The organism is Streptomyces mabaensis (assembly GCF_053763515.1).
In genome coordinates this window covers 80652-99622 of the sequence record NZ_JBSOPZ010000013.1, presented here as the reverse complement: position 1 = coordinate 99622, position 18971 = coordinate 80652, and the positions used below count along the sequence as shown (strand labels likewise).

Sequence of the window (18971 nt, the reverse complement as noted above, 5' to 3'; positions counted from 1 at the left end):
AATCGTCTTGACAGAGGAGAGACCGTGATCCGCGTTGTCGTGGTTGACGACGAGCAGCTTGTCCGGTCCGTGCTGCGTCTCATCCTGTCCTCTGCGAGCGACATCGAGGTCGTCGCGGACTGCGGCGGAGGGCAGGCGGTGCCCACCGTCGTCGCGCATCGGCCCGATGTGGTGCTGCTGGACATCCGGATGCCGGACGCGGACGGCCTGACCGTGCTGCGGGGTCTGCGGGCTGCCCTCGCAGGGCAGCTTCCCGCCGTCGCGATGCTGACCACGTTCGACACGGACGAGTACCTCGGGGCCGCCCTGCGGCTCGGTGCGACGGGCTTCCTGCTGAAGGACACGGACCCGGAGCAACTGGTCCAGTCTGTACGCATACTGGCCACGGGGGGCAGCGTGCTGGCTCCCGGTGTCACCCGTACCGTCATTGACCACTACCTGGACCCCGCGACCGGCATCGACCAAGAGGCCGCGAAAGCCGTGCAGTTGCTCACGGTGCGCGAACGGGAAGTCCTGGCGCTGCTCGGCGAGGGCCTGTCGAACCTGCAGACGGCCGAGCGTCTGGGACTCGCGAACAGCACGGTCAAGGACCACATCAGCGTGGTGCTCGCCAAGCTCGGTGGAATCAACCGCGTCCAGGCTGCCGTGGTCGCCGACCGGGCCGGGCTCGTCGACGGCCCGCCCCTCGGCCGCGGAGAGCCGGGTTGACGAGGACCGTCCCGGTCGTTGCATCCGGCGTTGAAGCGCTGCTGGTCAACGGTGTCTCGCCCAGTACCGAGCTCGGGTTGTCGCTGTTCGCCGCAGCAGCGCTCCTGCTGCGCCACCGCTGTCCGGTGACGGTGCTGCTGGCCACACTGCCGGGGCTGTACATCGGCTACGTCATGTTCGCGCCGCTCATCGCCCTGTACACCGTGGCCTGCCGACGTGACGACCGCCGGCTCCTGGCGCTGTGCGCGCTGCTGGTCGCCGCCGCCCACTTTCTGCCCTACCCCATCGGCAACCCGGTGCTGTCCCCGTCCCGGGAGGTCGCGCTGCAGATCATCGATGCGTTCGTGACCGCCGGGGCGCCCGTCATGCTCGGCCTCTTCGTCACCACCCGCCGCGAACTCGCGGCCCGCCTGGCGGAACTCACCCGCAGCCGAGGCCGTGAGGACCGGCTGCTGGCCGAGCGCGTACTGGCCACGGAACGGGTCCGGCTGGCCCGCGAGATGCATGACGTGGTCGCCCACCAGGTGTCCCTGATCAGCCTCCAGGCCGGCGGTCTCAGGGTGAGTACGCACGACCCTGCGACGCGGCACACCGCGGCGACGATCCGTGAGCTGTCCGTCCGGACTCTGAACGAACTGCGTCAGATGGTGGGCGTACTGCGCGCGGCGGGCGGGAACTGCGAGCAGCTCAGCCCGCAGCCCCGCCTTTCCGACATCCGCCGGCTGATCGAGGACAGCGGGCTCACCGTCGACTGCGACATCGCCGACAGCTTCACGGACCGGTTCCCGGAGTCCGTGGAGCGTGCCGCGTTCCGTACGGTGCAGGAGACGCTGACCAATGTGCGCAAGCATTCACCCGGCGCGTGGGCACGCATCGTCATCCGCCAGGAGGCCGAAGGGCTGCGCGTCGAGGTCCGCAGTGGCCCACCCGACCCCACGGTCCCGCCACTGGACCTCCCCAACGGCGGCCATGGCCTGGTCGGCCTGCGCGAACGCGTCCAACTCCTGGGCGGCGCCTTCGAGGCCCGCCCGACGGACGACGGCGGCTTCCTGGTCAGCGCCTGCCTTCCGACGAGCGCCGGGCCATAACGGCCGGCAGCCGGGTGCTCGGGATGCTGCCCCGCACCTGGCTCACCCTGTCGATGTTTTCATTCACCTTTTGCACTTCTGTTCGCCATCCAGGACTGGCAGGCCCAGCGGGCCAGCCCGCCAACTGCGAGAGAGGCGAGGACGGCGCCCCAGTCGATGACGTGCGGGAGGCCGGGAAAGAAGGCGAAGAAGGCGAGTGTGACGACTGCGCCCGCGATGAACGAGACGATCCCGGCCCTGCGGCGCCGCGCTGCCCACCCATGCTCGTGTGTGTGCTGCTGATCGATCATGAATGACTCACTTCGTGATGTGGTGGCACTGGCTCGCCCGCCGTACTCCGTTGACGTGGAGATGTGCGCACGCCTTGCCATAACGAGGCAGCGTCTGCGGGGAATTGTTCCGCATGGGGTCGATCTTGCACTCCGAGTGCGTCCTGCCGCGGGACGTCCGGTAGGTCCTGTTGTTGACGTTGGCGTAGGTGAAATCGATGCGCCAGTTGCAGAACCCGCTGCTGAGTGCTCCGATGAAGGCGCAGTCGACCCCGGCGTTCTGGTACGTGATCTTCCTTCCGCTGCCGCGGATGGCATGCGTGAACATGCAGCCTGTCGGAATCTTCATCGTCGCACCACCGACGGTGTACTCGAATGTCTGAACAGGAGTTGAGCCGACAGCGCCGGCTTGTGCTTGCGGCGCGCTCGTCAGGACGAGTGCGCCGGCGGCCGCGATGGTGGCGGCAAGTCGGGATGCGTACTGCTTGAACACGTTGGGGTCCTTCCGGCGGTGTGCCTCTTGATCAAGAAGAACTCCCCATTCCTGTAGGCGGTTTCTGGATGGTGGGACGGTTCACCGCTCCGAGTGATCAACGGGATCATCGCTGGTCAGGGGCGGCTTCATGTGCTTGCCGGGCGGCTACCAACCGTGAAGGCTCATGCGGCACATCGGTGGTACCTCGGGGGCACACGCCTGCTGGCGGTGTGGGTTGTGGGCGGCTGACAGCGCGTACTTTCCTGCGGCGAACGAGCCGGCCAACGACGGTGAACCGGCCCCTTGCCGTCCGGGCCGCGCGCGGGGCCTCCGGCCGTCCGTTGAGGCCCCTCGGGGGCTACTTCGCGTCGGCATAGCACTCCACGACCGCCGTCGTGAACGGGAACCGTACCGGCGTCTCGCCGAAGGCGATCCGCCCGGCCAGGTCACCGGCCGCGCGGATCGCCTCCGCGACCGCCGCCGCCTCCTCGGCCGGGCAGTGCACGATCACCTCGTCGTGCTGGAAGAAGACCAGCTCCGCCTTCATGTCGGCGATGGCCCGGCGCAGTGCGGCCATCATGAGCAGCGCCCAGTCGGCGGCGCTGCCCTGGACGACGAAGTTCCGGGTGAAGCGGCCCCGGGCACGGGAGTTGCGCGAGGCGTATCCCGGGACGAAGTCCTCGCCCTGCGGCGCCGAGGGGATCTCCTGGGGGATTCCCGCCTCGCCGTCGTCCCCCGATCCCGCCGCCGGCGGGCACGTGCGGCCCAGCCAGGTCCGGACGAGCCGACCCTCCTCGCCCGCGCGGGCCGCGTCGTCGACGTACGCCACGGCCCGGGGGAAGCGGCGGCGCAGTGCGGCGAGGTTCTTCAGGCCGTCCCCCGAGGTCTGCCCGTACACCGCGCCCAGCACCGCGATCTTCGCCATGTCACGGTCGCCGGCGAACGCCCGGTCGGAGACGGCCTTGTAGAGGTCGCCGGGCTGACCGGCCACCTCCATCAGGCCGGGGTCGCGCGAAATCGCGGCCAGCACGCGGGGCTCCATCTGGTCCGCGTCCGCGACGACGAGCCGCCAGCCCGGATCGGCGACGACGGCCCGGCGGATCACCTTCGGGATCTGCAACGCGCCGCCGCCGTTGGTCACCCAGCGGCCGGTGACCGTCCCGCCGGGGACGTACTCGGGTCTGAAGCGGCCCTCCCGCACCCAGTTCTGCAACCAGCCCCAACCATGCGCCGTATAGATCCGGTACAGCTTCTTGTACGCGATGAGCGGTGCGACGGCGGGGTGGTCGACGCCGGCCAGCTCCCACCGCCGGGTGGAGTTCACCTTGATGCCGGCCTGCGCGAAGGCCTTGATGACGTCGGCGGGGAGCTCGGGCCGTACCCGCCGGCCGAAAGCCGCCGACACCTCGTCCGCCAGCTCGGCCAGCCGGCGCGGCTCGCCGCCGCCCGCGTACCGCTCGCCGAGCAGTTCGGTCAGCACGGCCCGGTGCACGTCGGCGCGCCACGGCAGGCCGCCCCGGTTCATCTCGGCGGCCACCAGCATCCCCGCCGACTCGGCCGCGGTCAGCAGCCGCATCCGGTCCGGGTGCTCCGCGGCGTCGTGCCGCCGCTGCTGATCGGCGTACACCTCCAGGAGCGCGTCGAAGGGGACGTGCACCGGCTGCGGCTCGAAGAGCGAGGACTGCGAGCCGGGCGCGGCGGACCGCTGCGGCGGATCGGGTGGTACGGGTGCGTGGCGCAGCCGCGCCGAGGCGGCGGCCGCGGAGCGCGGCTCGCCGAGCCGGCCCTTGTGGCCGAGCAGGAGCAGCTCGGCGTCCTCGATGTCGTAACACCGCTCGACGCGGACGCCTGCGGCGAGCAGGCGCGGATAGATCTCGTGCGTCGACCGCCAGACCCAGCGGGTGCTGCCGGGCCGCGCGCGGACGATCTGGGCGAGGTCGCCGTCGTTGCGTACCTTCCCGGTCTGTACGGGCCCGGCGGGCAGCCCGTCGGAACCCAGGGGCACGACGTGCACCTCCCCCTCGCCCTCGGCGAGGGCCCACCGGTCGCTCATGGTTTCGAGTGTGGCAGTGGGGACTGACAGTGGGGGGTGAGCGGGCCGGAGGGGGGCGTGCGTGTCCGGGGTCGAGTTCGTTCGGGTGGGGGGCCGCCCGGCCGGTGATGATGGCGGTTGCGGGCCGGGCGTCAAGGGCGCTCCTTCGTCGCGTCGCTGCGCGATGGGCTGCGCCCACCCTGGACTCCCGTCCCTCCACCGCTGACTGATGAGTGGGGGGCGGCCCCCGGAGCGGGGCCCCGGGGCTGCTTGTCGGTTGGTCCCGGTCCGCTGCCGGCCGCAGGCCGGTGGGCGGTTGCCGGGCGCGGTCTCTCCGGGATGGGCCCGGCCCCGGCTTAGCGGCCGCCAGGTGGTGGGTGGTGCGCCATCGGTCCGGGATGGGCCCGACTCCGGCTCAGCGGCCACCGGGTGGTGGGTGGTGCGCGGTTGGTCCGGGAGGGGTCCGGCTCCGGCTCGGCGGCCGCAGGCCGGTGGGTGGTCCGCCATTGCCTGGCGGGGGCTCGGCTCCGGCTAAGCGGCCGCCGGGTGGCCAGGCAGCGCGACAGGTCCGGGATGGGCCCGGCCCGGCCAAGCGGCCGCAGGCCGGCGGGTCGTTGCCGCGCATGGCAGGCCGGGAGGTGCTCGGCCCCGGCTATCCGGCCGTCAGGCCGTTGGAGCCGAGGTGTGGCGACATCAGTCCGCATGCGGGGTCCGCCGAGCCTCAATCGTGCCCGATTTGCCGGGGTTTATGGCCTGCCTGCGGGCCCCCTCGGCCGCTTGGTGTCAATCCACCTCGGATTGGGCGTTGTCCTGGTGCAACAGGCGGCCGTCGGCCGCTATGCCTAGGCCAGCCGTCCCCGCAGTGGCCGCGTGTCTTGCCCTGCCCGCCGGGCTGAGGTCACCGACGAAAGCTGGTCCACTCCCGGGGCTCAGGTGGGGCCCCGCTCCCCGGGGCCGCCCGACACTCATCTGCACCAGCGGGACGCGGCTGCTTGTCAAGGGTGGCCGCAGGCCATCGCGCAGCGACGCGACGAAGGAGCGCCCTTTACAGGCAGACGTGGCCCGCCATTCTCACGAAGCGGGCGGCCCCGGGTTTCCCGTCCGCCCCTCGCCCCCGGGCACAGTCACCCCCCACGCGCCGCTGAGGTGCGTGTCCGCGCGGACACGCACCTCAGCTCTTGGCCGCGGTCAGCTGATCAGCTGTGCTTCGGCCGGCCCTTGCCCTGCATGTGGGACGGCGCGGCCTGCGACTCCGGCCGGCCGGGCTGCGTCTCCAGCGACTCGTTGTGCTGCTGGGCTCCGCGCTCGGTCGCGCTGCGGGCCTGCTGCTTGTTGCTGCGTTCGCGGTTCTTGTTCTTCGCCATGTTCGTTTCTCCTGAGAGAACTTGGGGGGATGGTGGGTCGTCCCCACGGAGGGGGTGACGTTCACCTGCAGTCACCTTCGCAGCACCCGGCCAAGAGCACACCTCGAAGCGTCACCGTCCGTAATGACGGCCGGTCGGGCTAACCGCGCATCGCCCGAACGGCGGTACGGATTTCGATATCCACAGGCTGTGGATGAGTGCCTCTTCGGTTTCTGGGCGGTCGACCGTCCGCGCGGCGGACCCTCGCGGCCACCCAACTCCCTTTGACGTGCTGGCAGTTCGGCGCTGGTGGTCCTGTCGAGTGCTCCCTCGGTCCGTCGCCGAGAACCTCATCCGTCTCACCAGTAACAGCCGCCGCCCGGTGCGCGCGGGGAAACTGCGACCATTCCTGGTAGGGCGGCGTATGTCCCCGAGGAGGCGGAGGCGGTCTGATGGACACGGTCGAGCGGGCGTTCGGGGCCGCGCTGTATGCCCACGACGACACCGGCCTGGACACCGGCGCGTCCCTGCTCGCCGCCGATCCGGCGCGCTGGCCGGACACCGGCCGCGAGGTGCTGCGGCGCGGCGAGGGGTTCGTACGGCAGGCGTGGGAGCGCGGCTGGCAGCCGGCCGACGTCGTACGCCTGGTCCGGCGCGACCTCGACGACCGGCATGTCCGGCTCGCCGCCGACCTGATCGCCGCCGAGGGCCGGCGGTACGCCGGGCTTCCGCCGCGCTGGTCCGGGCAGCTCCGTGACCTCGACGCGCAGGTGTGGTGGGGGGACGACGGGGCGTACGCACAGGCACTCGCCCGGCGCGAGTCCGCCGACCGGTTCTCGCTGGCCACCGCGCTGCTGGAGCTGCTGCGGCTGCTCATCCGGCTCCCCTCGATCGAGCCGGTCGGTCCGGTGCCGGGGGACCCGCTGCACGTACCGCCGCCGGCTCACGACGAGCCCCGCATGCTCACCCGGATCCGCGCGCTGCTGGCCAAGGCCGAGGCGACGGAGTACCCGGAGGAGGCGGAGGCGCTGAGCGGCAAGGCGCAGGAGTTGATGGCCCGGCACAGCATCGACGAGGCGGTGCTCGCCGCCGCGCGTGGCGGTACGAAGGACGTGCCGGGCGCGTGCCGGATCGGGGTGGACGCTCCGTACGAGGAGGCGAAGGCTGTACTGCTGGACGCGGTGGCCTCCGCGAACCGCTGCCGCGCGGTGTGGAACAGCGCGTTCGGCTTCTCGACGGTCGTCGGCTTCGACGGCGACCTGGAGGCGGTCGAACTGCTCCACACCTCGCTGCTGGTGCAGGGTACGGCTGCGATGACCCGGGCTGAGGCGGGCCAGCGGGCGGGCGGCCGTAAGCGGACGAAGACGTTCCGGCAGTCGTTCCTGCTGGCGTACGCGACGCGGCTCGGCCAGCGGCTGGCCGCCGTCACCGAGCACGTCACGGAGGAGGCCCCGGGAACGCTCCTTCCGGTGCTGGCGGCCCGGGAGGTGGCGGTCGTCGACCGCGCGGAGCGGATGTTCCCCCGGACGACGACCACGAGGCTGCGCGGAGCGACGGACCGCGACGGGTGGGACCACGGCACGGCAGCTGCCGACAAGGCGCACATGCCAAACCCCCACCGGCCGGTCACCCCCGGCTCCTGACGCCGGCCCCCATCCGCCCGGGGCCGGCCTCAGGACACGCTGCCGGTCTCAGGTCACGGGGTCGGGAAGTCCGACGGCAGACCGGTCGGGAAGTCCGACGGCAGGCCGGTCGGCAGGGTGGCACCCGGCGCGCCTTCCGTCCGGGTGAACGTCTCCTTCAGGCCCGCACCCCACGAGACCGTCAGCGTATCGCCGTCGTTCGCCTCGACCGTGCCGCTGGTGCGATCCGTGTTCCCGTCCACGCACTTGAGCGTCAGTGCCTTCTCCGCCACCGTCCCGGTGCACACGTGCTCACCGGCCAGCGCGACCTGCTTGCCGTCGATGACCATCGCGACGGTCTTGCCACCGGTCGTCGACAGCCAGCTGCCGTCGACACCGCCCTGCTTCGTGTCCCCGCCGCCGGACGAGTCACTCGGCTGAGCGGTGGCGCCCGCGCTCGCGCCGCCCTTGTCCTTGCCCGAGCCGCCCCCGCTGTCCCCGTCGCTGCTGCAGCCGGTCAGTACGAGCGCGCCGGCGAGGGCCGCCACGGCAACGGTGCTGCGGACGTGCGTGCGGACGTGCGTGCCTACGTGCGTGAACACTCCGGTCTCCCCTGTGTCGGTTGGCAACGCGCCAAGCTACCAGGAGGACTTGCGCACTCCGGGAAGGAAGCCCGCGTGCGCTTCCTCACGCACCCGGACCCGGGACAGCCCGAACTTCCGCAGGTGCCCGCGCGGTCGGCCGTCCACGCTGTCCCGGTTGCGGACCCGCGTGGCGCTCGCGTCGCGCGGCTGGCGCCGCAACTCCGTCAGCGCCGCCTGCCGTTCGGCCGCCGGCGTCGCGGGACTGCGCAGCAGCTCCTTGAGCTCGGCACGCCGGGCGGCGTACCGCTCGACGATCACCTTCCGCTTCTCGTTCTTCGCGATCTTGCTCTTCTTCGCCATCAGACCTTCACTCCCCGCGCGCGGATCCGGGACACGGCGGCCTCGATGCCGATGGTGTCGATCGTCTTGATCGCCTTGGCGGACAGCGTCAGCCGGACGTACCGGCCCTCGCTCGGCAGCCAGTAGCGCTTGCGCTGGATGTTCGGGTCGAAGCGGCGGGACGTGCGCCGGTGGGAGTGGGAGATCTGGTTGCCGAAGCCCGGCTTGGCGCCGGTCAGCTGGCAGTGGGCGGACAAGGGTGAAGCACCTCTCTCATTTTGAAAATGGAAACCATTTCCATATACTAGCTCACATGGCCCGCAACGAACTCCGCCCGATCATCAAGCTCAGGTCCACCGCGGGGACCGGCTACACCTACGTCACCCGCAAGAACCGCCGTAACGACCCCGACCGACTGACCCTGCGCAAGTACGACCCGGTCGCCGGCCGGCACGTCGACTTCCGCGAAGAGCGCTGAGGAGGCCGCAGAAATGCAGCCCGGAATCCACCCCGCGTACGGCCCCGTCGTCTTCCGCGACAAGGCCGCCGACTTCGCCTTCCTCACCCGCTCGACCGCCACCAGCGACAAGACGGTCGAGTGGGAGGACGGCAGCACGTACCCCGTCATCGACGTCGAGATCTCCTCGGCGAGCCACCCCTTCTACACGGGCACGGCGCGCGTGCTCGACACCGCCGGCCGCGTCGAGCGCTTCGAGCGCCGCTACGGGCGGAGCCGGGGATGAAACTGCCCGTCGTGATCGTCGGCGGGCTGCACTCGGACGCCCGTACGGAGGTCGTGGAGCGGCTGCTGAGCACCGTGCCCGGCAGCGTCGCGCTGCATCACGACCTCTCCACGGCCGCCCACGGGACCGTGCGGCGCACCGTCCGCGACGCGCGTGGCGAGCGTGACGCGGGCGAGGCCCCGCTGGTCAACGACTGCGCGTGCTGCGCGCTGCGCGAGGACCTCGTCCCGGAACTGGAGCGGCTGGCCGGTGACGGCATGACCCGTCTCTCCGTGGTCGAGCTCTGGGACTCGGTCGAGCCGAAGGCGATGGCCGAGGTCGTGGTCGCCCACGGCGGCGGCGTACTGGACCTCACCAACGTGATGACCGCCGTCGACCCCGCCCTGCTGCTGCCGTACCTCGGCTGCGGCGACGACCTCGCCGAGGCCGGACTCGCGGCGGCCGCGACCGACCAGCGCACGGTCGGCGACACCTGGGCGCGCCAGCTGGAGTACGCGCCAGTGCTCGCCGTCGTCGACAGCGCGGAAGCCGGAGATGAGGACGCGGCGCTGCTCGCGCAGCTCCATCCGACCGCCCGCCGGGTAGCCGCCGGTTCCGGCGAGCTGGCCGAGGCCGCCTTCGCCGGCTTCGACGTGGAGGCGGCCGCGGCCCGTCAGCACCCGGCCTGCGCGCTGCTTCCGCAGGACGCGGACGACTCGGGCGTCGGTACGTTCGTGTGGCGCCGCCGCAGGCCCTTCCACCCGGAACGGCTCTACTCCGCGCTGGAGGACCTGACCTGCGCCGCCGCCCGCAGCCGCGGCCGGTTCTGGCTGGCCGACCGGCCGGACACGCTGCTGGCGTGGGACGCCGCGGGCGGTGCGCTGTGCGTCGAGAACGCCGGCCCCTGGCTCGCCTCGCTGCCCGACGCCGCCTGGGAGCTGGTGCCCGCCGTACGCCGGGCCGCCGCCGCGCTCGACTGGCATCCCGAACACGGCGACTGCTGCCAGCACCTCGTCTTCACCTCGCCAGGTCTCGACCGGGAGGGACTGGGGCGGCTGCTGGACTCGTGCCTGCTCACCGACGCGGAGTACGCGGCCGGGCCCGAGGCGTGGAAGCGCCTGCCCCCGGCCTTCGACTCCCTGCTCGACCCCGTTTCGTAACCCCGCATTCGTTTCGTAGGAGTACCCATGGCCCGTCGCCACGACCCCCGCAAGCCGCTGAAGGCCCGCCCCAATCCGCTGGACGCGGCCGGCATCACGTACATCGACTACAAGGACACCGACCTGCTGCGGAAGTTCATCTCGGACCGCGGGAAGATCCGCAGCCGGCGGGTGACGCGGATCAGCGCCCAGCAGCAGCGGCAGCTGGCGCGGGCGGTGAAGAACGCGCGGGAGATGGCCCTGCTGCCGTACTCGTCCTCGTCCCGCTGAGGGCGGATTCGCGGCGGAGGGATCCTGAACGGCTCGGGATGCGTCTGAAGTAACGGGGCGTGAGTAATGGAAGCCACACCCCGCGTGCACGTGCATCTGCCCATGCAGGCGCACGTGAACACAGCTATGATCCGGTGCAGTTGACATCTGCACCATCGGGAGCGAGCTGTGGACCACGCGGACCACGCGTACAACGGCATGGCAGCCACAGAGCTCGACGGGGTCGTCTGGCAGAAGAGCCGGCACAGCAACTCGCAGGGCTCGTGCGTGGAGTTCGCGAAGCTGCCGGGCGGGAACGTGGCGGTCCGTAACTCACGCCATCCGGAAGGGCCCGCGCTGGTCTACACCCCGGCCGAGATAGAGGCGATGCTGCTCGGCATCAAGGACGGGGAGTTCGATCACCTGATAGCCGGCGGCTGAGGGCTGCCGTCCGCCGGCTGTGGTCGTACAGGTCGTCGTGCAGGTCTTGCTGCTCGTGTCTTACTGCTCGTGCAGGCGGAACAGCGCCCAGACCACCTTGCCGCTGAGCCGGCCCGCGAGCGGGTGCCATCCCCAGCTGTCGCTGAACGAGTCCACCAGGAACAACCCCCGGCCCGATTCGGCGGAGCTGTTCGCCTCCGTCGAGCACGGCGCCTCGCCCGTGGCCGGGCTCCGGTCGCTGGGGTCGCGTACCGCACACACCAGCCGGCTCGTCCACCGCATCAGGTGCAGCCGCACCGGCGGATCCTGGTCGCGCGGGGCGTCGGCGGGCAGGGCGTGCCGCAGTGCGTTGGTGACGAGTTCGGAGACGACCAGCGCGACATCGTCGAACCGCTCGTCGAGACCCCACTGGTCCAGTGTCGACTGTGTGAACTTCCGGGCGCCGCGCACCGCCTCGAAACGGGCGGGCAGCGCACACGACGCAGAACCTGACACGGCTGAAGGGTCGATCGGGGGAAGCCCCTGCCTTAATGGCTCGAGCATGGTCGATCCATTCGTCCCCATGCGAGGCTCCCGGGATTCGCGGCCATAGCGATACTGCGCGGGGACCATGGTTCCGAATGCGTACGGCGGATGCAAGGGCAGATGCACGTGCACGCGCCGGACCTGTCCGACCCCGTGCCGTTTCTTGCTCATATATTCCTAGGGGCTTCTGGGGCCTCCCGGCAAGACTTCGGCCGGTCTTCCGCAGCGCTCTCCATTTCCGTAACCGAATGAGTACGCGCTGAAGCGTTTTGATGGCAGACTGCGGGACTTGGGGTTCGGGGGTCCCCGCGCACACCATCGGACTGGGGAGGGTTGGAGAAGTGACCGCAGGGGAGTCCAGTGGCTCTGTGGTGCGGCGCATCCTCCTGGGATCACAGCTCAGGCGACTGCGCGAATCCCGTGGCATCACCCGTGAGGCGGCCGGCTACTCGATCCGCGCATCCGAATCGAAGATCAGCCGCATGGAGTTGGGACGGGTGAGCTTCAAGGCCAGGGACGTCGAGGACCTCCTCACGCTCTACGGGGTCACCGACGAAACCGAACGCGAGTCCCTGCTCGGCCTGGCTCGCGAGGCCAACGTCGCGGGCTGGTGGCACAGTTACGGCGACGTACTGCCGGGCTGGTTCCAGACGTACATCGGCCTGGAGGGCGCCGCCTCGCTCATCCGGATCTACGAAGTGCAGTTCGTGCACGGCCTGTTGCAGACCGAGGCGTACGCACACGCCGTCGTGAGCCGGGGTATCCCGGACGCGCCGAAGGCGGAGATCGAGCGCCGCGTCGCGCTCCGGCTGGAGCGGCAGAAGGTCCTGGTCTCCGAGCGTGCCCCGCACTTCCACGCCGTACTCGACGAGGCCGCGCTGCGCCGTCCGTACGGAGACCGTGCCGTAATGCGGGGGCAGTTGGAGCACCTCATAGAGATCTCCGAGCGGCCCAACATCACGTTGCAGGTGATGCCCTTCAGCTTCGGCGGGCACGCGGGCGAGGGCGGCGCCTTCACCATGCTGCGCTTCCCGGAGTCCGACCTCCAGGACCTCGTCTACCTGGAGCAGCTGACCAGCGCGCTGTACCTCGACAAGCGCGAGGAGGTCGCTCTGTACGAACGGGTGATGAAGCAGCTCCAGCGGGACAGCCCCGATCCCGACGGCACCCGGGATTTGCTGCGCGGCCTGCTCCAACTCTCCTGACTCACAAGTACGATGATGGTTCATCAGGTACGCGCACCCGAAGTAAGGGATGAGATGTCCTTCTTCACCGATCTGGCCCACCAGTACATAGACGGCGAATGGCGGACCGGCAGCGGTTCGTGGGACATCATCGACTTCAACCCGTACGACGGGGAGAAGCTCGCCGCCATCACGGTGGCGACGGTCGAAGAGGTCGATCAGGCCTACCGGGCGGCGGAGCGGGCGCAGAAGCCCTGGGCGGAGACCAATCCGTACAGCAGACGGCTCGTCTTCGAGCGCGCGCTCAGAATCACCGAGGAGCGCGAGGACGAGATCGTCGAGGCGATCATCGACGAGCTCGGCGGGACGCGGCTCAAGGCGGCGTACGAGGTCCATCTCGCCCAGGAGTTCCTGCGCGAGGCCATACAGCTCGCGCTGCGCCCCGAGGGCCGGATCCTGCCCTCGCCGGTGGACGGCAAGGAGAACCGCGTCTACCGGCTGCCGGTCGGTGTCATCGGCGTCATCAGCCCCTTCAACTTCCCGTTCCTGGTGACGATGAAATCGGTCGCGCCGGCGCTCGCTCTCGGAAACGCCGTCGTCATCAAGCCGAACCAGAACGCCCCGGTGGTCGGCGGCGGTCTGATCGCGAAGATCTTCGAGGACGCGGAGCTGCCCGCCGGGCTGCTCAATGTGCTGGTCACCGACATCGCGGAGATCGGCGACGCGCTCATCGCGCACCCGGTGCCGAAGGTGATCTCGTTCGCGGGCTCGGACCGCGTCGGCCGGCACGTCGGGGCCGTCGCCGGCAGCCACTTCAAGCGGGCGATCCTGGAGCTGAGCGGCAACAGCGCGCTGGTCGTGCTGGACGACGCGGACGTCGACTACGCCGTGGACGCGGCGGTGTTCAGCCGCTTCGTGTACCAGGGCCAGGTCTGTATGGCAGCCAACCGCATCCTGGTGGACCGCAGGATCGAGCAGGAGTTCACCGAGAAGTTCGTCGCCCGGGTCAAGGCGCTGAAGACCGGCGACCCGCGCGATCCCGGCACCCACATCGGCCCGGTCATCAACTCCTTCCAGGCGGAGGCGCTGACGGGTCTGGTGGACGAGGCGCTGGCGCAGGGGGCAACGGCACTCGTACTCGGGCGGACGCGCGGCAACCTGGTCGAGCCGACCGTACTGGCCGGGCTGCCGGAGGACTCGCCGCTGCTGCGGCAGGAGATCTTCGGTCCGGTGGTGGTGCTGGTGCCGTTCGACGGGGAGGACGAGGCGGTGCGGATCGCCAACGACAGCCCGTACGGGCTGAGCGGGGCGGTGCACACGGGCGATGTCGAGCGGGGCGTGCGGTTCGCCAAACGCATCGAGACGGGCATGATCCACGTCAACGACTCGACGATCCAGGACGAGCCGCTGGTGGCCTTCGGCGGGGAGAAGTACTCCGGGATCGGCCGGCTGAACGGGGACGCGACGGTGGAGGCGTTCACCACGCAGAAGTGGATCTCGGTGCAGCACGGGCGCACGCGGTTCCCGTTCTGATCGGCCACCCCGGCTGGCGAGTTGAGGACAGAAACTGTCCGCAAGGGTCCGTAGCTTGGTGGGTGTCAGGACGGCAGGACGCCGCCCACCCGAGCTTCCCGGAAGGACGGACACCATGGTCACCCACGTTCCCGCAGAGGCACCCGGCGACGAGCGCGGCGCGCTCCTCTCCTTCGTCGAGGCGCAGCGCGGCGCGATCCGCCGCTCGCTCCTCGGACTGTCCGAGGAGCAGGCCGCGAGCCGGCCCAGCGCCAGTGAGCTGAGTCTGTCCGGACTGCTCAAGCATGTCGCGGAGACCGAGCTGGGCTGGCTCCGGCTGGCGCAGCAGCGCCCCAACGAGAGGGAGCGCACCGAGGAGACCTGGGACGACAGCTTCCGGCTGGTGGAGGGGGAGTCGGTCCCGGCGATGCTGGCCTTCTGGGAGGGCGTGGCCAAGGAGACGGAGGACTTCATCCGCTCGGTGCCGAGTCTGGATGACACCTTCCCGCTGCCCGAGGCCCCCTGGTATCCCAAGGACGCCTCGGTGTCGATGCGCTGGCTGATGCTGCACCTCGTCGAGGAGATCGGCCGGCACGCCGGGCACGCGGACATCGTCCGGGAGTCGCTGGACGGGAAGGGTGCGTTCGACCTGGTGGCGGAGGAGCAGGGGTACCCTGGTCAAAGTTGACTAAAGGGGTAGGTGGATGTCCGCGATCCGGCTTCTGGTGCTCGGTGCGGTCCGTCAGCACGGGCGGGCGCACGGCTATCAGGTCCGCAACGACCTGGAGTTCTGGGGCGCGCACGAGTGGTCGAACGCCAAGCCCGGCTCGATCTACCACGCGCTGAAGCAGATGGCGAAGCAGGGACTCCTGCGCGCGCACGAGGTCGCGCCGAGCACGGTGGGCGGTCCGCCGCGTACCGAGTACGAGATCACCGAGCAGGGCACCGAGGAGTTCTTCGCGCTGCTGCGCGACGCCCTCACGGCGTACGACCAGAAGATGGACGTGCTGTCGGCGGGCGTCGGGTTCATCGTAGACCTGGAGAGGTCGGAGGCGGCTGCCCTGCTCAAGGAGCGGGTGCGGCGCCTGGAGGAGTGGCGGGCGGCGGTCACGGAGTACTACACCCCGGAGGACGGCCCCGAGCAGCTCGGCCACATCGGCGAAATCATGAACATGTGGGTCCACTCGGCGGACGGCGGCGCCGAGTGGACGCGCGGCCTGATCGAGCGGATCGAGGGCGGGGCGTACACCTTCGCGGGCGAGGGGGAGGCTTTTGTGGGGGTGCTCGCCGAGGGCGAGGTGAACCCTTACGCCACGGGGGTCCCGGATCCCGGGGATGAGACGTAATCAAGTTTGACTAATGAGCTCCGCGCCGCTTAGCTTGGGTGGGTAGTCAAGTTTGACTACTGCTTGTTGGCCGGTGGGAGGAGCTGGGCGTGACGCACGCGATCATTGTCGAGGGACTGCGCAAGAGGTACGGGGACAAGCCCGCGCTGGACGGTCTCGACCTGACCGTCGAGAGCGGCATGGTGTACGGCGTGCTCGGGCCGAATGGGGCGGGCAAGACCACGGCCGTACGGATCCTGTCCACCCTGCTGCGCCCCGACGCAGGCCGCGCGGAGGTCGCCGGGTACGACGTCTCCCGCGACGCCGTCCAGGTGCGGCGGCGGATCGGACTCCTGGGCCAGCACGCGGCGGTGGACGAGGAGTTGAGCGGCCGGCAGAACCTGGAGATGTTCGGCCGGCTGCACCATCTCGGCGCCCGCCGGGCAGGCGTACGGGCGGACGAGCTGCTGGCGCGGTTCGGGCTCGCGGACACCGGGCGCAAGGCCGTCAAGCAGTACAGCGGCGGTATGCGGCGACGGCTGGACCTGGCGGCCTCGCTCATCGGTGAGTGTCCCGGCGGGGAGCCGCGGATCCTCTTTCTGGACGAGCCGACCACCGGGCTCGACCCGCGTGGCCGTACGGAGGTGTGGAACGCGGTGCGCGCGCTGGTCGGGGGCGGTACGACCGTGCTGCTGACCACTCAGTATCTGGAGGAGGCCGACCAGCTCGCCGGCCGGATCGCGGTGATCGACCACGGCCGGGTGATCGCCGACGGCACACCGGACGAGCTGAAGGGCAAGGTCGGCGGGGACCGGATCGACGTCGTGCTGCACGACGCCGGTCAACTGGCCGCCGCCGCCTCGGTGATCGGCATGGCGGCGCGGGCGGACCAGGTCGACACCGACGAGGACCGGCGGATGGTCAGCGCGCCGGCCCGCGACCGGATGGCCGCCCTCACCGAGACCGTACGGGCGCTGCGGGCGGCCGGAATCGAGCCGGAGGACATCGCGGTGCGCAGGCCCACGCTCGACGAGGTGTTCCTGCACCTCACGCAGGACCGGCAGACAGAGGGCCGGCAGGCACAGGACGGCCAGGCGCAGGACGGGCAGACGAAGGAGGTCGCCGCATGAGCACGACGGTGGGCTGGATGGTCGCCGACTCCTGGACCATGACCAGGCGGGAACTGGCGCACTGGGCACGGCAGCCGGTGCAGGTCGTCGTCGGGCTGGTCTTCCCGGTGATGCTGCTGCTGATGTTCGGCTATCTGGTCGGCGGCGGGAAGGGCGTCGCGGGCGACTACGTCGAGTTCCTGGTACCGGGGATGCTCACCCTCACCATGGCGTTCGGCCTGGAGGCGACGATGCTCGCCGTCACCCAGGACCTCAACAAGGGCGTGATCGACCGGTTCCGGTCGATGCCGATGGCCTCGTCGGCCGTGCTGGTCGGCCGGAGTCTCGCGGACATGCTGCAGTCGGCGCTCAGCCTGCTGGTCATGATCGGGGTCGGGCTGCTGATCGGCTGGCGCTGGCACGGCGGGGCGGGCGCGGCCCTGGGGGCGGTGGGGCTCCTGCTTCTGCTGAGGTTCGCCATGCTGTGGATCGGCATCCATCTGGCGATGGTGGCGGGCAGGCCGGAGATGGTGCAGGCGGTACAGATCCTGGTCTGGCCGGTCGGCTTCCTCTCCAACGCCTTCGCCACGCCGGAGTCGATGCCGGGCTGGCTGGGCGCGTTCGTGGAGTGGAACCCGATGTCGGCGACGGCCACAGCGGTACGTGACCTCTTCGGCAACCCGGGCGCCGCGGGCACTTCCTGGCCGGCCGAGCACGCGGGGCTGCTGGCGGTGGTGTGGCCGGTGGCACTGGTGGCGGTCTTCTTCCCGCTGGCGGTCGGGCGGTTCAGGCGGCTCAGCCACTGAAGGCGCGGGTCGCTGGTCGCGGCCGCCCCGCCGGTCAGTGATGGAAGGCGGTCGCCACGGATTCGTCCGGGCCCAACGGGTGCGGCTGCCTGCGCAGTTCGGGCAGCAGCCGCTCCAGGTCCTCCAGCAGGAGCGCGCCGAGGTCGGCCGAGAAGCCGTTCCGGCAGACCACGCGCAGGACGGAGAGGTCGGTGCGGTTCTCGGGGAAGGTGTAGGCGGGCACGAGCCAGCCGCGCTCGCGCAGTCTGCGGGACACGTCGAAGACGTCGAAACTCGCCACGTCGGGCGCTGTGGTGAAGGCGAACACGGGCAACTGGTCGCCGCGGGTGAGCAGCCGGAAGTCGCCGATCTCCTCGATCCGGTCGGCGAGGCCGCGTGCCACTTCCCGGGTCGTCTGCTGGACGGCCCGGTAGCCCTCCCGGCCCAGCCGTAGGAAGGTGTAGTACTGCGCCACCACCTGGGCGCCGGGGCGGGAGAAGTTGAGGGCGAAGGTCGGCATGTCGCCGCCCAGGTAGTTGACCCGGAAGACCAGTTCCTCCGGGAGCTCGGCGGGCGAACGCCACAGCGCCCAGCCGACTCCCGGGTAGACGAGTCCGTACTTGTGGCCCGAGGTGTTGATGGAGGAGACCCGCGGCAGCCGGAAGTCCCAGACCAGATCCTCGTCGACGAAGGGGGCGACCATCGCGCCGGAGGCACCGTCCACATGCACCGGTACGTCGAGGCCCGTGCGCTCCTGGAGGGCGTCCAGCGCGGCGCAGACCTCGGCGACCGGTTCGTACGAACCGTCGAAGGTGGACCCGAGCACGGTCACGACTCCGATCGTGTTCTCGTCGCACAGCGCCGCCGCGGCTTCGGGATCGAGGTGGAAACGGTCGCCCTCCATGGGCACCTGCCGCATCTCCACCTCCCAGAAGTTGCAGAACTTGTCCCAGCACACCTGGACGTTGACGCCCATGACGAGATTCGGCCGGGCCGTCCCGGGATAGCGGCCGCCCTCCTTCCGGGTGGCGGCCCGCTGCGCCCAGCGGCGCTTGAGCGCCATGCCCGCCAGCATGCAGGCCTCACTGGACCCCGTGGTCGAACATCCCACGGCCGTCGACGGGTCCGGGGCGTTCCAGAGGTCGGCGAGCATCGCCACGCAGCGCCGCTCCAGCTCGGCGGTGCGCGGGTACTCGTCCTTGTCGATCATGTTCTTGTCCCGGCACTCACCCATCAGCACACCGGCCTGCGGCTCCATCCAGGTGGTGACGAAGGTGGCGAGATTGAGCCGGGCGTTGCCGTCGAGCATCAGCTCGTCGTGCACCAGCTGGTACGCGGTGGCGGGCGGCAGCGGGCTGTCCGGGAGCCGGTGTTTGGGCGGGGCGGTGGTCATCCCGCCCACCGGATTCGCCTGGCCGTAGAAGGGGTTGAGGGCGAGCCGGCGCCGCTCGTCGCTCTCGTCGCGGCGGGTGCCGCCCCTGTGAAGCGCCATGTCCGCT

The 18971-nt window shown here is 70.5% G+C and carries 23 protein-coding genes; 14 read left to right on the top strand and 9 right to left on the bottom strand.

The features are described from left to right. Window positions 1-24 precede the first annotated feature (24 nt). Together ACWV17_RS14155 and ACWV17_RS14150 are read left to right on the top strand one after the other, a co-directional pair. On the top strand, window positions 25-708 hold the full coding sequence (locus ACWV17_RS14155) for a response regulator (RefSeq protein WP_455353722.1): 684 nt from the start codon (window positions 25-27) through the stop codon (window positions 706-708). After that, window positions 705-1796, top strand: coding sequence for a sensor histidine kinase (locus tag ACWV17_RS14150; protein WP_455359953.1), 1092 nt, complete (start codon window positions 705-707; stop codon window positions 1794-1796). Before ACWV17_RS14155 ends, ACWV17_RS14150 begins: the two co-directional genes overlap by 4 nt. Before the next feature lie 59 nt (window positions 1797-1855). On the opposite strand, the gene ACWV17_RS14145 is transcribed toward ACWV17_RS14150, so the two are convergent. From ACWV17_RS14145 to ACWV17_RS14130, 4 genes are all read right to left on the bottom strand, one after another. After that, the gene (locus ACWV17_RS14145) at window positions 1856-2086 is read right to left on the bottom strand and encodes a hypothetical protein (RefSeq protein WP_455359952.1); all 231 of its coding nucleotides are present in this window, start codon (window positions 2084-2086) and stop codon (window positions 1856-1858) included. Between the two features lie 7 nt (window positions 2087-2093). Then, complete coding sequence (locus tag ACWV17_RS14140; protein WP_455359951.1) at window positions 2094-2558, bottom strand: hypothetical protein; 465 nt, start codon at window positions 2556-2558, stop codon at window positions 2094-2096. A 340-nt stretch (window positions 2559-2898) separates the two neighbouring features. After that, the gene (locus ACWV17_RS14135; RefSeq protein WP_455359950.1) at window positions 2899-4593 is read right to left on the bottom strand and encodes a bifunctional 3'-5' exonuclease/DNA polymerase; all 1695 of its coding nucleotides are present in this window, start codon (window positions 4591-4593) and stop codon (window positions 2899-2901) included. A 1175-nt stretch (window positions 4594-5768) separates the two neighbouring features. Beyond that, window positions 5769-5936: a hypothetical protein gene (locus ACWV17_RS14130; protein WP_455353718.1), complete on the bottom strand. Its 168-nt coding sequence runs from the start codon at window positions 5934-5936 to the stop codon at window positions 5769-5771. Between the two features lie 431 nt (window positions 5937-6367). On the opposite strand from ACWV17_RS14130, the gene ACWV17_RS14125 reads away from it, so the two are divergent. Further along, complete coding sequence (locus ACWV17_RS14125) at window positions 6368-7558, top strand: DUF2786 domain-containing protein (protein WP_455359949.1); 1191 nt, start codon at window positions 6368-6370, stop codon at window positions 7556-7558. Between the two features lie 53 nt (window positions 7559-7611). Here the strand turns inward: ACWV17_RS14125 and ACWV17_RS14120 are convergent, their stop codons facing one another. The 3 genes from ACWV17_RS14120 to rpmB are packed head-to-tail and all read right to left on the bottom strand — an operon-like array spanning window position 7612 to window position 8717. Beyond that, entirely contained in the window at window positions 7612-8139 is a 528-nt protein-coding gene (locus ACWV17_RS14120; protein ID WP_455359948.1) for a hypothetical protein, read from the bottom strand. 36 nt (window positions 8140-8175) lie between these two features. Next, window positions 8176-8481: a 30S ribosomal protein S14 gene (gene rpsN / locus ACWV17_RS14115; RefSeq protein ID WP_455353715.1), complete on the bottom strand. Its 306-nt coding sequence runs from the start codon at window positions 8479-8481 to the stop codon at window positions 8176-8178. Then, complete coding sequence (rpmB, locus tag ACWV17_RS14110) at window positions 8481-8717, bottom strand: 50S ribosomal protein L28 (RefSeq protein ID WP_455353714.1); 237 nt, start codon at window positions 8715-8717, stop codon at window positions 8481-8483. Before rpmB ends, rpsN begins: the two co-directional genes overlap by 1 nt. A 56-nt stretch (window positions 8718-8773) precedes the next feature. Between rpmB and rpmG the strand changes: the two genes are divergently transcribed. The 5 genes from rpmG to ACWV17_RS14085 all read left to right on the top strand — a co-directional run bounded on the left by rpmG (window position 8774) and on the right by ACWV17_RS14085 (window position 11032). Further along, the gene (gene rpmG, locus ACWV17_RS14105) at window positions 8774-8938 is read left to right on the top strand and encodes a 50S ribosomal protein L33 (RefSeq protein WP_017949758.1); all 165 of its coding nucleotides are present in this window, start codon (window positions 8774-8776) and stop codon (window positions 8936-8938) included. 13 nt (window positions 8939-8951) lie between these two features. Further along, window positions 8952-9203 (top strand): type B 50S ribosomal protein L31, encoded by a 252-nt coding sequence (locus ACWV17_RS14100; RefSeq protein ID WP_455359947.1) that lies wholly within the window; start codon window positions 8952-8954, stop codon window positions 9201-9203. Beyond that, window positions 9200-10342, top strand: a complete 1143-nt coding sequence (locus ACWV17_RS14095; RefSeq protein WP_455359946.1) for a CobW family GTP-binding protein — start codon at window positions 9200-9202, stop codon at window positions 10340-10342. The genes ACWV17_RS14100 and ACWV17_RS14095 overlap by 4 nt, the downstream gene beginning before the upstream one ends. 27 nt (window positions 10343-10369) lie before the next feature. Next, window positions 10370-10612: a 30S ribosomal protein S18 gene (gene rpsR / locus ACWV17_RS14090; protein WP_455359945.1), complete on the top strand. Its 243-nt coding sequence runs from the start codon at window positions 10370-10372 to the stop codon at window positions 10610-10612. A 198-nt stretch (window positions 10613-10810) separates the two neighbouring features. Then, window positions 10811-11032, top strand: coding sequence for a DUF397 domain-containing protein (locus ACWV17_RS14085; protein ID WP_455353843.1), 222 nt, complete (start codon window positions 10811-10813; stop codon window positions 11030-11032). Between the two features lie 60 nt (window positions 11033-11092). On the opposite strand, the gene ACWV17_RS14080 is transcribed toward ACWV17_RS14085, so the two are convergent. After that, window positions 11093-11596: an ATP-binding protein gene (locus ACWV17_RS14080; RefSeq protein WP_455353842.1), complete on the bottom strand. Its 504-nt coding sequence runs from the start codon at window positions 11594-11596 to the stop codon at window positions 11093-11095. A gap of 302 nt (window positions 11597-11898) precedes the next feature. Between ACWV17_RS14080 and ACWV17_RS14075 the strand changes: the two genes are divergently transcribed. The 6 genes from ACWV17_RS14075 (at window position 11899) to ACWV17_RS14050 (ending at window position 17493) form a co-directional block, all read left to right on the top strand. Continuing rightward, window positions 11899-12762, top strand: a complete 864-nt coding sequence (locus ACWV17_RS14075; RefSeq protein ID WP_455359944.1) for a helix-turn-helix domain-containing protein — start codon at window positions 11899-11901, stop codon at window positions 12760-12762. A gap of 54 nt (window positions 12763-12816) precedes the next feature. Beyond that, entirely contained in the window at window positions 12817-14274 is a 1458-nt protein-coding gene (locus ACWV17_RS14070; protein WP_455353709.1) for an aldehyde dehydrogenase family protein, read from the top strand. Between the two features lie 115 nt (window positions 14275-14389). After that, window positions 14390-14941 (top strand): DinB family protein, encoded by a 552-nt coding sequence (locus tag ACWV17_RS14065; protein WP_455359943.1) that lies wholly within the window; start codon window positions 14390-14392, stop codon window positions 14939-14941. Window positions 14942-14957: 16 nt separating this feature from the next. Continuing rightward, complete coding sequence (locus ACWV17_RS14060; RefSeq protein WP_455359942.1) at window positions 14958-15599, top strand: PadR family transcriptional regulator; 642 nt, start codon at window positions 14958-14960, stop codon at window positions 15597-15599. Window positions 15600-15688: 89 nt separating this feature from the next. Beyond that, window positions 15689-16708: an ATP-binding cassette domain-containing protein gene (locus ACWV17_RS14055; RefSeq protein ID WP_455359941.1), complete on the top strand. Its 1020-nt coding sequence runs from the start codon at window positions 15689-15691 to the stop codon at window positions 16706-16708. After that, window positions 16705-17493 (top strand): ABC transporter permease, encoded by a 789-nt coding sequence (locus ACWV17_RS14050; protein ID WP_455353706.1) that lies wholly within the window; start codon window positions 16705-16707, stop codon window positions 17491-17493. Before ACWV17_RS14055 ends, ACWV17_RS14050 begins: the two co-directional genes overlap by 4 nt. A 34-nt stretch (window positions 17494-17527) precedes the next feature. Here the strand turns inward: ACWV17_RS14050 and ACWV17_RS14045 are convergent, their stop codons facing one another. After that, on the bottom strand, window positions 17528-18964 hold the full coding sequence (locus tag ACWV17_RS14045) for a glutamate decarboxylase (protein WP_455359940.1): 1437 nt from the start codon (window positions 18962-18964) through the stop codon (window positions 17528-17530). Window positions 18965-18971 lie beyond the last annotated feature (7 nt).